General features: G+C 37.1%; 14 protein-coding genes and 1 pseudogene. 5 read left to right on the top strand and 10 right to left on the bottom strand.

Annotated elements, in window-relative coordinates; translation table 11 throughout:
- From AACZ30_RS09555 to AACZ30_RS09510, 10 genes are all read right to left on the bottom strand, one after another.
- The coding region (locus tag AACZ30_RS09555) for a DNA-formamidopyrimidine glycosylase family protein (protein WP_339649044.1) at window positions 1-692 on the bottom strand (692 nt) is incomplete at its 3' end.
- Window positions 693-801: 109 nt separating this feature from the next.
- The gene (locus AACZ30_RS09550) at window positions 802-1,881 is read right to left on the bottom strand and encodes a PA0069 family radical SAM protein (RefSeq protein ID WP_339649042.1); all 1,080 of its coding nucleotides are present in this window, start codon (window positions 1,879-1,881) and stop codon (window positions 802-804) included.
- A gap of 90 nt (window positions 1,882-1,971) precedes the next feature.
- A complete protein-coding gene (locus AACZ30_RS09545) occupies window positions 1,972-2,754 on the bottom strand; it encodes an enoyl-CoA hydratase-related protein (RefSeq protein ID WP_339649041.1) in 783 nt (260 codons plus the stop codon).
- Window positions 2,755-2,780: 26 nt separating this feature from the next.
- Window positions 2,781-4,235, bottom strand: coding sequence for an ATP-binding protein (locus AACZ30_RS09540; protein ID WP_208223903.1), 1,455 nt, complete (start codon window positions 4,233-4,235; stop codon window positions 2,781-2,783).
- Between the two features lie 39 nt (window positions 4,236-4,274).
- Window positions 4,275-4,823 carry a CopD family protein gene (locus AACZ30_RS09535; protein ID WP_339649045.1) on the bottom strand — a complete coding sequence of 183 codons (549 nt, stop codon included), beginning with the start codon at window positions 4,821-4,823 and terminating at the stop codon, window positions 4,275-4,277.
- Between the two features lie 242 nt (window positions 4,824-5,065).
- Window positions 5,066-5,335, bottom strand: a complete 270-nt coding sequence (locus AACZ30_RS09530) for a hypothetical protein (RefSeq protein ID WP_339649040.1) — start codon at window positions 5,333-5,335, stop codon at window positions 5,066-5,068.
- Between the two features lie 56 nt (window positions 5,336-5,391).
- Window positions 5,392-6,744 (bottom strand): MATE family efflux transporter, encoded by a 1,353-nt coding sequence (locus AACZ30_RS09525; RefSeq protein ID WP_339649039.1) that lies wholly within the window; start codon window positions 6,742-6,744, stop codon window positions 5,392-5,394.
- The gene (hemH, locus tag AACZ30_RS09520; protein ID WP_339649038.1) at window positions 6,744-7,778 is read right to left on the bottom strand and encodes a ferrochelatase; all 1,035 of its coding nucleotides are present in this window, start codon (window positions 7,776-7,778) and stop codon (window positions 6,744-6,746) included. Before hemH ends, AACZ30_RS09525 begins: the two co-directional genes overlap by 1 nt.
- Before the next feature lie 88 nt (window positions 7,779-7,866).
- A complete protein-coding gene (locus AACZ30_RS09515) occupies window positions 7,867-8,622 on the bottom strand; it encodes a ThuA domain-containing protein (RefSeq protein WP_075325506.1) in 756 nt (251 codons plus the stop codon).
- Window positions 8,623-8,626: 4 nt separating this feature from the next.
- Complete coding sequence (locus AACZ30_RS09510; protein ID WP_075325505.1) at window positions 8,627-9,526, bottom strand: AraC family transcriptional regulator; 900 nt, start codon at window positions 9,524-9,526, stop codon at window positions 8,627-8,629.
- Between the two features lie 200 nt (window positions 9,527-9,726).
- Between AACZ30_RS09510 and hemA the strand changes: the two genes are divergently transcribed.
- The 5 genes and pseudogenes from hemA to AACZ30_RS09485 form a co-directional block, all read left to right on the top strand.
- Complete coding sequence (hemA, locus tag AACZ30_RS09505) at window positions 9,727-10,983, top strand: glutamyl-tRNA reductase (RefSeq protein ID WP_075325504.1); 1,257 nt, start codon at window positions 9,727-9,729, stop codon at window positions 10,981-10,983.
- Window positions 10,980-11,900 (top strand): hydroxymethylbilane synthase, encoded by a 921-nt coding sequence (gene hemC, locus AACZ30_RS09500; protein ID WP_339649037.1) that lies wholly within the window; start codon window positions 10,980-10,982, stop codon window positions 11,898-11,900. Before hemA ends, hemC begins: the two co-directional genes overlap by 4 nt.
- Before the next feature lie 21 nt (window positions 11,901-11,921).
- Entirely contained in the window at window positions 11,922-12,569 is a 648-nt protein-coding gene (locus tag AACZ30_RS09495; protein ID WP_339649036.1) for a uroporphyrinogen-III synthase, read from the top strand.
- Window positions 12,566-13,594 (top strand): uroporphyrinogen decarboxylase, encoded by a 1,029-nt coding sequence (hemE, locus tag AACZ30_RS09490; RefSeq protein WP_339649035.1) that lies wholly within the window; start codon window positions 12,566-12,568, stop codon window positions 13,592-13,594. The genes AACZ30_RS09495 and hemE overlap by 4 nt, the downstream gene beginning before the upstream one ends.
- 26 nt (window positions 13,595-13,620) lie before the next feature.
- Window positions 13,621-13,814 (top strand): annotated as a pseudogene (locus AACZ30_RS09485) (hypothetical protein); the annotation flags it as partial.

Genomic DNA, 13,814 nt, shown 5'->3' with positions numbered 1-13,814 from the left:
GCACCTTTTTTACGAACGGTAGTGATATAGCTTTCGGGTAGTTTTTGCCCTTCTTCCCTGACTTTTTTAACTACCTCCAGTACTTCTTCAATTTTATTGTAAATCTTTAATTTATCTTCTTCAGAGAGTTCGTTAACCTTCGTGGCCGGATGAATTTTAACCTGAAAAAGTATTTCATCAGCATATAAATTCCCAATTCCGGCGATGAGTTTTTGATTCATTAGCAGAGCTTTTATGGTCCCGGTTTTACCTTCTAAAATTTCAAAAAATTGTTCTCTTGTAAGAGCAAGAGCATCAACTCCCAGACCGTTCTCTTTCTGAAATTTAACCAGACTTTCAGCTAAATAAAGCTTTCCAAATTTACGCGGACAGGTAAAAGAAACCCGGGAATGGTCTTCAAAAGTAAGTGTGAGTTGTGCATATTTAGGTATTTCTTCGTGTTGATAATACTCCAGTTTCCCGGTCATCCCAAAATGTACCACCAAAACTCCTTTATTTTTTAAATTCAGGAAAAGATATTTTCCTAAACGATCACTCCCAATAAATTGATTCTCTTTTAGGGTTTCCTCGAATTCACATTTAGCCGACTGGTAGATCTTTTTATCACCGGTTTCTACTTTTACGATCTTCTTATGCAGAATAGTAGCATCGGCATATTTTTTCTGATAGGCAACTTCGGGTAGTTCTGGCATATTCTCTGTTCTCTGTTCTCCGTTCTCCGTTCTCCGTTCTCCGTTCTCTAAAATATTAATGATTTCAGCTTTAAGCTTATAAATTCATCTTAAATTTCACGAGAGTCATTCAAAAAAGCTTCATTTGTCCGTCTTTGTATTGCTCGTGTAAATCGCAATTTAAAACCGGCCTTTCTCTTCCCTTTAGATATTTTGCTTTAGCAATTTTGAATTGCTGTGCCACCTGGCTGGCAAATTCACCTTCGCCTTTCATTCTTGTGCCAAACCTGCTATCGTTTAAACTTCCACCGTGAACACTTTCTATTTGATGCAAAACTTTATCGGCCCTGTCTGGCATCGCTTTCCTAATCCAATCGGTAAAAATGCCTCCAATAGCTCCGTTTAATCTAACAATTGTATAGCCAACACCCAGCGCACCCCTCTCGGCTACTTCTTTCACCAGCGGCATAATTTCGTGGGAATTTATTGAGGGAATTATTGGCGCCATCATCACGCTCACAGGAATACCAGCTACAGAAAGCTTTTCTATAGTTTCCAGTCGTTTTTTAATACTGGCCGTTCTGGGTTCCAAAATTCTACGGATTTCTTCCTCGAGGGAAGTGACCGATAAGCTAACCTGAACCAAATTATCTGCAGCCAGGTCTTTTAAAATATCTATATCCCGCTGTACCAGGGCGTTTTTAGTGATAATACCAACCGGATGTTTATACTTTAAAAAGGTTTGAAGCAGCTGTCTCGTAATTTTTAGTTTTTTTTCGATTGGCTGATAACAATCTGTATTACCGGATAGCACAATAGGGGTAGCCTCCCACTTTTTACTACTAATCTTCTTTTGCAGCAGTTCTACCGCATTTCTTTTTACCAGGATTTTTTGTTCAAAATCAAGTCCCGCACTATAACCCCAATATTCATGAGAATTACGGGCGTAACAATAAATACAACCGTGTTCACAGCCTTGATAAGGATTTAACGAAAATCCCATCCCAACATCTGGACTGTTCACTTTATTTACAATAGTTTTAGGAAAAGTATCTATTAAAACCGTTTTAGAATTTTGCACCTCATCGCCTTCAGTAGCGCAATGGTTGAGAAAATCATCACGAAATTCATGATCGTGTGGGTCAAATCGGTTATGCACATTTAGCTGCGCACCCCTTCCGTAGATAAAATCTTTATTATTATTGGACATATTACAAATTTATGGAATATATCCTATTTATAGAGTAAAAAATAAGCTTTAACATCCAAAAATTAAACTCTGGACGCTAAAGCTTTTATTTTAGTTACCCGGAAAATCGGCTTTGCGTTTATTCAAAAATGCTGAAGTTCCCTCCTCAAAATCTTCGGTTCCAAAAGAGTTTCCAAATTCACTAATTTCCACTTCAAAACCATTTACGCCATCTTCGTAATTTGAATTTATAGCTCGAATTGCGGCGCTTATAGCCACTAAGGAATTCTTCATAATTTTTCCTGCAATCTTTTCGGTAAATTCTATCAATTCTTCGGGCTCGCAAACGTGATTCACAAGATTATACTGAAGCGCCTGGTTGGCATCTATCATTCCAGCGGTCATAATCATTTCCATCGCTCGGCCTTTTCCTACTAATTGCGGAAGTCTTTGCGTGCCGCCGTAACCGGGAATTACGCCAAGTGAAGTCTCAGGAAGTCCCATTTTGGCATTATCACTGGCTATTCTAAAATGTGCTGCCATGGCCAATTCGAGTCCGCCACCAAGGGCAAAACCATTTACCGCGGCAATAACCGGTTTAGGAAAATTCGCTACAAAATCGAATAATTTCGCCTGACCTTCAGCTGCAAGTTCGCGACCTTCTTCCGGAGAGAAATCGGCAAATTCACTAATATCTGCACCGGCAACAAAAGCTTTTTCTCCCGTTCCGGTTAGAATGATCACTTTTACTTCTTCATCTTCTTTTGCTTCAGTAAAAGCCTGATGCAATTCTTCAATGGTGTCGCGGTTTAAAGCGTTTAATTTTTTAGGACGGTTAATCGTAATTTGTAAAATACCGTCGTTATTTTCGGTTAAAATATTTTCGAATTCCATATTTAAAATTTTTGGTTCGTTCTTTATTATTTAGGAAAACGCAGCTTAAAAGTTGTGCCCCTTCCTGGCTTAGAAGTAAAGTTAATACTTCCATTATAAGTTTCCACAATATTCTTTACCATAGCAAGGCCAAGACCCATTCCGCTGGATTTAGTAGTAAATTTAGGTTCAAAAACTTTCTCTATATTTTCTTCGGAAATACCCGCACCGTTATCTGAAATGATCACACAAACATTCTTTTCTTCCTCGTGAATACTTACCATTATACGCGGATTTTTCTGTTTATCCATTGCCTGAATGGCATTTTTAACCAAATTGGTAATTACCCTAATGAGTTGCGTTCTATCAAATTTTGCGAGAATTTCTTCTTTTTCGCTGGAAAACTGAATATAATCTTCATTAAAAATATCCAGTGCCAATTTTACAATTTTTGGAACATTCAGCATTTCGTTTTGTTGAGCGGGCATTTTCGCAAAATTCGAAAAAGCTTCAGCAATAGAACTCATCGTATCTATCTGATTAATAAGTGTGGTAGAATATTCGGCTACTTTTGCTTCAATTTCGGGATCGTTTTTATCAAAATTCCGTTCAAAACTTTGTACGCTTAAGCGCATTGGAGTTAACGGATTTTTAATTTCATGAGCTACCTGTTTGGCCATCTCCCGCCACGCCTGTTCCCTTTCGCCGGCGGCCAGTTTTACCGCGCTTTCTTCCAACTCGTCTATCATACTATTATACGCAGCCACGAGCGTATAAATCTCTTCGGAAGCGTTATTTATATCTATTTTCTGGTTGCGTTTATCCAGGCGGGTTTCAGTAATTTTATCAGAAATAATTTTAAGGGATTTGGTGATATATTTAGAAAGAAAATAAGACATAATAATCGCCAAAACAAGCATAAACAAATACACCTCCAGCATTCTTAAGAGAAAATTATTCAAGTCCCTATTTAAAACCGTATCATCCTGAACATAGGGCAGGTAAAGGATGGCCAGGGGTTTAAATTTTTTATCTAAAATATAAGTATATGAAGACTGAAATTTTTGCCCATTAATTTCGGTTTTCTCAATATATCGTTTGTTTTCTGAGCGTTCCAGTTTTCGCAGAATATCTTTATCCAGTTGATTATCTGTGGTATCCCTAAAGAAAGATTGATCTGATTTTATTAAAAGTTGACCCTGAAAATCATAAATATTAATTTGCATCTCGTGCACCTGGGCCATTTCGTGAATCTTATTTCGCTCACCAAAGATCATATCAATATTCTCGGTATTAATCAGGTAGGTGGTACTGGCGAGAATAAACTTTATATTTTCCCTAATAGCCTGTTCCTTTCTTTCCAGGCGTTCGCGGTGGTAGTTTTCGGCTTCCAGCTTATATTGATAAACTGTAATCCCAACAATTAAAATTGAAGCTCCCAGCACCAATAAAATCATGGAGATAAATATGCGGGTACTTAAAGAAAGTTTTGAAAGCTTCATAAACAATTATTAGCGCAAATTAATCAATTATCACACCAATTAGGCATCGGGGTTTTTAGTTCTAATTCGCTTATACATTTTAATTCCCAGCATAAGAATTCCCGCCAATAAAAATATTCCTAAAACTCCGTAGATCCAGTTTAGAGCATCTTTTATAATCACTAAAAAAATAACCGCAAAAAGAATTAAAGTAGAACCTTCGTTCCATAATCTCATTTGATTGGATGTCCATTTTACCACATCATTTTGAAGTTCTTTAAAAATAAGATGACATTTAATATGGTAGGCATACAGTAACACAACGAAACCCAATTTTACCAACATCCAATCTTGCGAAAGCCATCCCGGTGCTAAATAAAGTAAAAGAAAAGCAAATAAACTCGCTAAAATAGCCGAAGGCCAGGTAATTATAAACCACAACCTTTTAGTCATTAGTTTAAACTGGTTGGCAAGAATACTTTTATCGGGTTCAGGTTTTTGAGTAGCTTCTATATGGTAAATAAATAAACGCGGAATATAAAAAAGCCCGGCAAACCATGTAATTACAAAAATAAGGTGCAAAGCTTTTATGTACTGGTAATATTCTATCACAGATTAAGGTTTTTTGGTTGGGTTTTGATGGGTGTTGAAGACAGACTGAATTAAAATTTGATCTTTAAAAATCCTGTAAATAATGAGAAATGGAAATTTTTTTAAGGGTACCTGCCTATAACCTTTCTTAATTTCATTAAATAAATAAGGATCAAAACGTAAAAGATCATATATTAAGTTAATTTCCTTTAAAAGCTCTTTTCCCGCTTTCAGATTCCTGGATGAATACCATTCTTATCTTATAATCCATATTTTTCTTTCAACTCATGCTCAACTTTCTCCCATTCTTCAGATTGTATCTCTTTATTTTGATAAGCTTTGAAATCTTTTTCCAATTGCTCATAAATTCGATCTGGAACAACGGAATTTGTAGTAGTTAATTCATATTCTTCTCCCGATTCATGAGCATTTACTCCCTGCAATAAATCTTGAACTTGCTTCAGCAAAGCGATATCATTACAAGCAATAATCTTCTGAATCAATTCTATTTTTAGAGCTTCTTTATCCATTATTTCAGGCTTTCTAACAAAGATAGGGATTTATGAATTTTTCTTCAGCAGAAATATCAGGAGGTTTTAGGCTTTAATTTTAATCTCATTTCCCGGTTTAAAAAATAGGCAGTAACCACTGTTGAAAGTAAATCGGCAATAGGAAAGGAAATCCACACCCCTATTTCCCCAAAATAATTAGGTAAAATTAAAATTAACGGAATAAAAAAGAAACCCTGCCTGGACAAAGTAAGCAACAATGCCGGTACGGCTTTACCCACGGCTTGAAAATAAGCAGCCCCAATAAGCTGAATTGCTACAATTGGAGTCGCGGCAAAAACCCAGCGCATTGCAGCAGGAGTTTCCGCAATAATTGTTGGATTTTTAGTGAAAATGCGAACAATTTCTTCAGAAAAAAACATAATCCCCCCAAATACCAGCAAACCCAAACCACAAGCATATAAAATAGCCGTATTTATACTTTTACGAACCCTTTGATATTTTTCGGCACCATAATTAAATCCGGCAATTGGCAAAAATCCCTGTGTAACCCCCAATACGGGAAAGAGTGCAAACATGAGCATCCTGGCTATAATTGCATAAATCGCCACGGCATCTTCCCCGCCAAGGTCAAACAAAATATTATTCATAAGCAGGTAGATTACACTTACTACCGCTTGCCGGGATAAAGTAACAAAGCCAAGGGAGCCAATTTCTCTAAGAATGGGTTTATTAAGACCAAAATCTGGTAAACTAATTCTAAGTTCAGAATTTTTGGAAAGGAAAAACCAAAAAACATAGGCAAAACAAAAAAGATAAGAAGCCGTGGTAGCCCAGGCCGCGCCCCACATACCAAGCTCCATTTGATTTATAAAAATATAATCTAGAACTAAGTTTGCCACAGAGGGAATTATCATGGCAATCATGGCGAATTTTGGTTTTCCTTCGGCACGAATTACCGTATTGCCCATCATACAAAGCGCCAGGAAAGGCACCCCATAAAGTACAATGGTATAGTAAACTTTTGCCGGTTCAAAAATATCGCCTTTTCCGCCAAAAGCAGGAATAAGCGAATCCACGAAAAGAAGACCTATAATTACTAAACCAATAGTAAGAATTAGGGTAAGACTTATCTGGTTTCCGAAAGTTTTAAGTGCCTTTTTCCGATCATCGGCACCCAGCGCTCTTGATATTATAGAAGAACCACCAATGCCAATAGCCATTCCCAGGGCGGCGATAAAAAACGAAACCGGAAGCACTACATTTATCGCTGCAATAGCGGTAGAGCCAATCCAGTTTCCTACAAAAATGGTATCGATTAAAATATTAAGCGACATGACCAGGATTCCTACCGAAGCCGGTGCCGCTTGCTGTACAAGTAATTTACCTATTGATTTTTCTCCGAGGTTTCGAGAATTCACCGAGGCCATTACGCTTCAACGGGCTTTTGATGCGCCCACTCATCTACCCAACGAGAAAGTACGTTCACCCAATCGTCCCTATCGTTAAGACAGGGAACTACTGTAAATTCTTCCCCGCCAACTTCGTGAAAAATCTCTTCGCCCTCCATCGCTATTTCTTCTAAAGTTTCTAAACAATCTGAAATAAAAGCGGGGGTTACAATAGCCAATTTTTTCATTCCCTGTTTCCCGAATCGTTCTATAGTTCTATCGGTATAAGGTTGTAACCAAGGGTCGAAACCTAAACGCGACTGAAAGGAAACGCTATATGAATTCTCTTTTAATTCTAAATATTCAGCTACAAGCCTTGTAGTTTCAAAACACTGGTGACGATAGCAAAATTGATGCGCTGCTGAAGGCGTTTGGCAACAACTTCCATCAATTTTACAGTGGGATTTAGTAACATCACTTTTCCTAATATGTCGCTCTGGGACCCCGTGATAAGAAAACAATAAATGCTGAAAATCTTTCCCTTTTAATTTCTCTGAAATACTTTCAGCTAAAACCCGAATATAGTCTGAGTGATTATAAAAAGGCGGCATTGTGGTGAATTGCATTTCCGGAAAATGTTCTTTCCTAAGCTCTTCGGCTAAAACTAAAATAGTTTCGGTAGTAGCCATGGCGAATTGAGGATATAATGGAAAAAGCAAAACTTCGTCTACTCCTTTATCATACAATTCCTGAAGCCCCGATTTTATACTTGGTTCTCCATAACGCATTGCCAAAGCAATTGGCACAGAGGTGTTTTTATCCATTTTGTACTGAAGGCGTTCTGATAAAACAATTAGGGGTGAACCCTCGTCCCACCAAATTTTTTGGTAAGCTTCCGCCGATTTTTTGGGTCTTGTATTTAGTACAATTCCCCTTACCAAAAGTACCCTGGCCCAATAGGGAACGTCAATTACACGTTCGTCCATTAAAAATTCGTCCAGGTATTCCTTTACATCTTTCGGGTCGGTGCTTTTTGGAGAGCCCAAATTTACCAATAGTACGCCTTTACTCATATTTTTCTTTTTCAACTTCAAAAATAGGTTTATTAAAAGTGTAATTAAGTATTACATTATTACACTTTTTTATGCCTTAATAGAGGATTTAGTTTTTTGTTTTGTCTAACGCAAATAAAATACTCTGTAGAATATGTTCCTGAAATAACGGCTCAATATAAGACTGAATGGTATGTCCCAACCCAGTATAAATTGAAACTCCGCCGTGGCCCGTTTCCCTAAACCAGGCAATGGGATGTTCTTCACCGTTAGTACCACCCTGGTACGAATTCTCATCAAGATACAAAAGTACCTGCATTTTAGGGTTTAGGTTTCTGTAATTATACCATTCGTCAGTTCTGGTCCATACTTTTGGCAGGTGAGAAACCGCGGGATGTTTAGGCATATTTAATTTTATATCAGCTTGTTGAACTTCTGGATGCCCATCAAAAAAGCCACCAACCAGTTCTACAAACCAGGGCCAATCCCCTTCGGTATCTGCAGCAGCATGAATTCCGAAGAAATTACCGCCATTTTCTATATAATTTTTGAAGCCTTCCTGTTCCTTTTCATCAAAAACATTTCCGGTAGTATTCAAAAAAATCACTAAATCATATTTTTTAAGATCTTCGCTATGAAAATTATCGGCATCTTTAGTAGAGGTCACTTCAAAATCATGGTCTTCGCCGAGGTCTTCAATAAAAGTTCTCCCGGTGGGAATGGAATTATGCCAGAAACCTTCGGTTTTATAAAATAAAAGCACTTCTTTTTTATCTTTTTCATCTTCATCTTTTGTTCCTTGGGCATTTCCTGAAAGGAAACCGAAAAAGATGAGCATATAAACGGCGACAAATTTTTTAAACATAGAGCTAAGAATTTGAAGTTAAAGACATAATATACTTCTTGGGCGTAGTGCCAAATTTTTTCTTAAAAGCAGCAATAAAATGACTTGCGGTACTGTAGCCCACTTTTAAACCAACTTCGTTCACGTTAAAATCGCCACTATCTAAAAGTTTCCGGGCATATTCCATTTTATAATCGAAAAGAAAACTGTACACCGAATCGCCATAAATTTGCTTAAAACCTTCTTTAAGTTTTTTAAGACTCAGGCCAATTTCATCTGATAATTCCTGAAGCGAAGGCGGCTCGGCCATCCTGGAAATTACAATATCTTTAGCTTTTCTAATTTTTATAATATTTTCTTCGTCACTAAGAAAAGGACATTGTTCTACATTAGGGTCTTCTGTCCTGTTAAAATATAGACTCAACAATTCATAAGCTTTTCCTTTAAAATAGAGATTTTTAATACTTGGTGTAAGATTAAAATTCATTACCTGGTTGAGTACAATGGCCATAGATGGAGAAATGGGTGCATCTTTATAATACTTTTTATCTTTATTATCGGCACTTAAAAAAGTGATATAACCGGCTTCCTGTGAAAAGAGAGAATGGAACTTTTTAATAGAAATTACCAGCGAAATTAACCAGGAATTTGGTTCCAAAACCAAATTTAGGGGCAGATCTTGCTGCGGATTGTACAAAAGCAAAGAGCTTTCTCCATTAAGCGGAAGTTCATATTTATTATTGTTGAACAAAAACTTGCTGGCGCCTTTTAAATTAAAATGAAACTGGATAAAGCTACTATCTATATTCCTAATAATTTTCTGATTCTCAGTGGTTTCATTTTGAAACTTTAAAAGATAAAAACCATCTTCAATTTTCAGCTCTTCAATAAATCCTACAGCGTTATTTTTATCTTCTAAGATCATTTTTTTGAATTTAAGTCTATTTAGAATAATTCTAAACTGTTTGCTCTAAACCGACTATCACTACTGCAAAAGTAAGTATTTACTATTTTTTAAAGTTATAAAAAACCTAAAATAACTGAAAGCGATACAAAAAGTACTTTGAGCGTTACTTTTTGGTTTAGGATTAGTTTAATTTTGTCCCGAATACCCTAAATAGGTTCATGGAAGATTATCATATTGCAAGCGGAAAACATTTTTACACCATAGGTCTTAGCTACAAAAAGGCCGATGCAGAGATAAGAGGACATTTTAGTTTAAATGAAGAAGCTAAACAAGGCTTGCTTAAACAAGCTAAAGAGGAAGGTATTGATGCCATTCTTGTAACCTCTACCTGTAACCGCACCGAAATCTACGGTTTTGCACAACACCCTTTTCAACTTATTAAATTACTTTGTGAGCATACCCACGGCACGGTAGAAGAATTTGAAAAAGTGGCTTATGTGCATAAAAATAAGCAGGCAATCTCTCATATGTTTAGGGTGGGTACCGGTTTAGATAGTCAGATTCTTGGCGATTTTGAAATTATTAGTCAGTTAAAAGTTGCTTTTGCCCGTTCCAAGAAACACGGCCTGGTAAATGCTTTTTTAGAACGACTGGTAAATGCCGTAATTCAAGCCAGTAAACGTATTAAAAATGAAACCGAAATTTCTACAGGAGCCACATCGGTGTCTTTTGCTTCGGTTCAATACATATTAGATAACGTTCCAAACGTTTCAGATAAAAATATTTTGCTTTTTGGGACAGGTAAAATTGGAAGAAATACCTGTGAAAATCTTATAAAGCACACACAAAACGAACATATTACCCTTATTAATCGCACCAAGGACAAAGCGGAAAAAATTGCGGGTAAATTCAACCTTATTGTAAAAGATTATGCCGATTTACAGGCAGAAATTAGAAATACCGACATTTTAATTGTCGCCACGGGAGCACAGAACCCTACTATTTCTAAAGAATTAATCTATTCCAACAAAAATTTGTTGGTTTTAGACCTTTCTATACCTAAGAATGTTTCAGAAGATGTAGCGCATTTGCTTAACGTAAAGTTGGTGCACCTGGATCAGCTTTCAAAAATTACCGATCAGAATTTAGAACGTAGAAAACAGTTTATTCCTGAAGCCGAAGCCATTATTAAAGAGGTAGAAACCGATTTTAATAAATGGCTGGAAACCCGAAAATTTGCACCTACCATAAAAGCTTTAAAGAAAAAGCTTAGAAGTATGAAAGATGCCGAACTTGATTTTCAGCGTAGAAAAATTTCAGATTTCAACGATGAGCAGGCAGAGATTGTGAGTGACAGGATTATTCAAAAAATTATGAAACACTTTGCCAATCATTTAAAAGGAGATTCCACAACTACCGATGAAAGCCTGGAATTGATCCAGAAAGTATTTCAGCTTGAAGAACAGGTAAAATGAGCAAAATAATTCGCATTGGCACCAGGGACAGCGAACTCGCACTTTGGCAGGCAAAAACAGTGCAAAACGCACTGGAAAAAGCCGGTCATAAAACCGAGCTAGTTCCCGTTAAATCTACCGGTGACCTAAATTTAGATCAGCCGCTTTACGAAATGGGCATCACCGGGATTTTTACCAAAACCCTGGATGTAGCCATGATTAAAGGTAAAATTGATATTGCGGTACATTCTATGAAAGATGTACCCACAGCACTACCTAAGGGCATTGTTGAAGCTGCGGTTTTAAAACGTGCCAACACCAAAGATATTCTTATTCATAAAGGCCTGGATTTCCTGAAAAGCGACGGTACTATCGCTACCGGAAGTTTACGCCGTAAAGCCCAGTGGCTCAACCAATATCCTACTCATAAAGTGGTAGATTTACGTGGAAACGTAAACACCAGAATGAAAAAATTAGACGATAATAACTGGAACGGAGCTATTTTCGCTGCCGCCGGGTTGGAACGTATCGCATTAAAGCCAGAAAATTTTGTAGATCTCAACTGGATGATTCCCGCACCCGCACAGGGCGCAATGCTCGTAGTGGCAATGCAGGAAGATAAATTTACCCGTAAAGCACTTGCATTATTAAACCATAAAGAATCTGAAATTACCGTACATATTGAACGTGAATTTTTAAAGGTTCTGGAAGGTGGTTGTACCGCACCAATTGGAGCTTTAGCTACGGTAGACAAAGATCTTGTTTATTTTAAAGGTGCACTTTTTAGTTTAAACGGAAAAGAAAAAATAGGCGTTGAAAAAACAGTTGCTATAAATGAAATTGAGAATTTTGGAAGGCGTTGTGCAGAAGAAATTCTTAGCAATGGTGGTGCAAAATTGATGCAGGAAATTAAGGCTGTAATTAATACCGAAGGCTAATTATCATCTAAAACTTTATGAATGAAGAGCATTCTCTCTACCAAAAAACTCAGTAATTCCCAGAAGCAATTATTTCTGAATTCTGGATTAAGTTTGGTAGAATATAATGCGATTAATACTGAAACCACCGATTTTAAGCTTCCTTCAAAAGAAATAAAAAACGCCATTTTCACCAGTAAAAACTCTGTAAATGCGGTTTCAGGAAAGGTTCAGGTTAAAAATTGTTTCTGTGTAGGTGAAAAAACCGCAGATTTAGCCAACGAACACGGATTTCACATTCAGGAAATTGCAGATTACGGGAAAGATTTAGCTGAAATAATTATTCAAAAATATTCTGAAGAAAACTTTATTTTTTTCTGCGGAAATAAAAGAAGAGATGATATTCCGGAAATCCTTAAAAAGAATCGAATAAATTTTAAGGAAATTGAAGTCTATAAAACTACATTAAGCCCCAGGGCATTTTCCCAGGAATTTGATGGAATATTATTTTTTAGCCCCAGTGCAGTGCAGAGTTTTACGGCCAAAAACCAAGTGAACGATACTACCGCTTTTTGCATAGGAAATACCACCGCTGCAGAAGCCAGGAAACATACAAACAATATAATAACCGCTACCAAGCCTTCTATTGAAAATGTGATTGTGCAGGTGGTGAAATATTTTAAAAAATGATAAAAAACGATCTATTTGTAAAAGCTTTAAAAGGAGAAACGGTAGAACGTCCACCGGTTTGGATGATGCGCCAGGCAGGCCGTTACCTTCCCGATTTTATGAAGCTTAAAGAAAAATACGACTTTTTCACACGCTGCAGAACCCCTGAATTAGCAACCGAAATTACCGTGATGCCTATTCATCAAATAGGGACTGATGCCGCAATTCTATTTAGTGACATTTTGGTGATTCCGCAGGCAATGAATATCGAGGTAGAAATGAAACCCGGTCTTGGCCCATGGCTACCAAACCCAATTCGTACCGCTAAAGATGTAGACAATGTAATAGTTCCGGATATTGATGAAACTTTAGGCTACGTGATGGATGCCATTAAAATGACCAAACAGGAATTGAATAACGAAGTTCCGCTAATTGGTTTTGCCGGTTCCCCGTGGACAATTCTATGCTACGCCGTGCAAGGACAGGGTTCAAAAAACTTTGATAAAGCGAAGAAATTTTGCTTTACTAATCCGGTGGCTGCGCACCAATTATTACAAAAAATCACCGATACAACTATCGCCTACTTAAAAGCAAAAGTTGCAGCCGGAGTTGATGCGGTTCAAATTTTTGATTCCTGGGGCGGAATGTTAAGTCCTGTAGATTACCAGGAATTTTCCTGGAAATATATTCAGCAGATCATTGATGCCTTAAAAGATAAAATCCCGGTTATCGCCTTTGGAAAAGGATGCTGGTTTGCCCTTCACGAAATGGCAAATTCGGGAGCTTCAGCTTTAGGGGTAGACTGGACGCTTAGCGCAAGGAATGCGCGTTATTTAAGTGGCGGAAGAATCACCTTACAGGGTAATTTTGATCCTTCAAGATTATATTCTCCACCTTCAGAGATCAAAAGAATGGTTACCCAAATGATTAATGAATTTGGAAAGGATAGCTATATCGTAAACCTGGGACACGGTATTTTACCTGATATTCCAGTAGAAAACGCAAAAGCTTTTGTAGATGCGGTAAAAGAATATAAAGCTAATTAGTGGCAGTCTGGGCGCGGATTAAAAATATGAACTTTAAAGAACTGTTCGCAGTCTCTAAAGTTTTTATAAGTAAACCGCGCTATATTTTACCAACCTACCGGGCAACTATTGAAACCATAAAAATTTGTGACGATCTTTATAAAAAGGAACATCACAAAAATGGAAAAGAAAATGCCTTTAGACACGCCCTGTGGAATTATTTAATTTGCCAGAAATGTTT

The organism is uncultured Salegentibacter sp. (genome assembly GCF_963972535.1).
GTDB lineage: Bacteria > Bacteroidota > Bacteroidia > Flavobacteriales > Flavobacteriaceae > Salegentibacter.
This window is presented reverse-complemented; position numbering and strand designations above follow the sequence as displayed.

Excerpts from the sequence above, each read along its gene's own strand:
- AACZ30_RS09550 (WP_339649042.1), bottom strand. The coding sequence starts at position 1,881 with ATGTCCAATAATAATAAAGATTTTATCTACGGAAGGGGTGCGCAGCTA.
- AACZ30_RS09545 (WP_339649041.1), bottom strand. The coding sequence starts at position 2,754 with ATGGAATTCGAAAATATTTTAACCGAAAATAACGACGGTATTTTACAA.
- AACZ30_RS09540 (WP_208223903.1), bottom strand. The coding sequence starts at position 4,235 with ATGAAGCTTTCAAAACTTTCTTTAAGTACCCGCATATTTATCTCCATG.
- AACZ30_RS09530 (WP_339649040.1), bottom strand. The coding sequence starts at position 5,335 with ATGGATAAAGAAGCTCTAAAAATAGAATTGATTCAGAAGATTATTGCT.
- AACZ30_RS09525 (WP_339649039.1), bottom strand. The coding sequence starts at position 6,744 with ATGGCCTCGGTGAATTCTCGAAACCTCGGAGAAAAATCAATAGGTAAA.
- hemH (WP_339649038.1), bottom strand. The coding sequence starts at position 7,778 with ATGAGTAAAGGCGTACTATTGGTAAATTTGGGCTCTCCAAAAAGCACC.
- AACZ30_RS09515 (WP_075325506.1), bottom strand. The coding sequence starts at position 8,622 with ATGTTTAAAAAATTTGTCGCCGTTTATATGCTCATCTTTTTCGGTTTC.
- AACZ30_RS09510 (WP_075325505.1), bottom strand. The coding sequence starts at position 9,526 with ATGATCTTAGAAGATAAAAATAACGCTGTAGGATTTATTGAAGAGCTG.
- hemA (WP_075325504.1), top strand. The coding sequence starts at position 9,727 with ATGGAAGATTATCATATTGCAAGCGGAAAACATTTTTACACCATAGGT.
- hemC (WP_339649037.1), top strand. The coding sequence starts at position 10,980 with ATGAGCAAAATAATTCGCATTGGCACCAGGGACAGCGAACTCGCACTT.
- AACZ30_RS09495 (WP_339649036.1), top strand. The coding sequence starts at position 11,922 with ATGAAGAGCATTCTCTCTACCAAAAAACTCAGTAATTCCCAGAAGCAA.
- hemE (WP_339649035.1), top strand. The coding sequence starts at position 12,566 with ATGATAAAAAACGATCTATTTGTAAAAGCTTTAAAAGGAGAAACGGTA.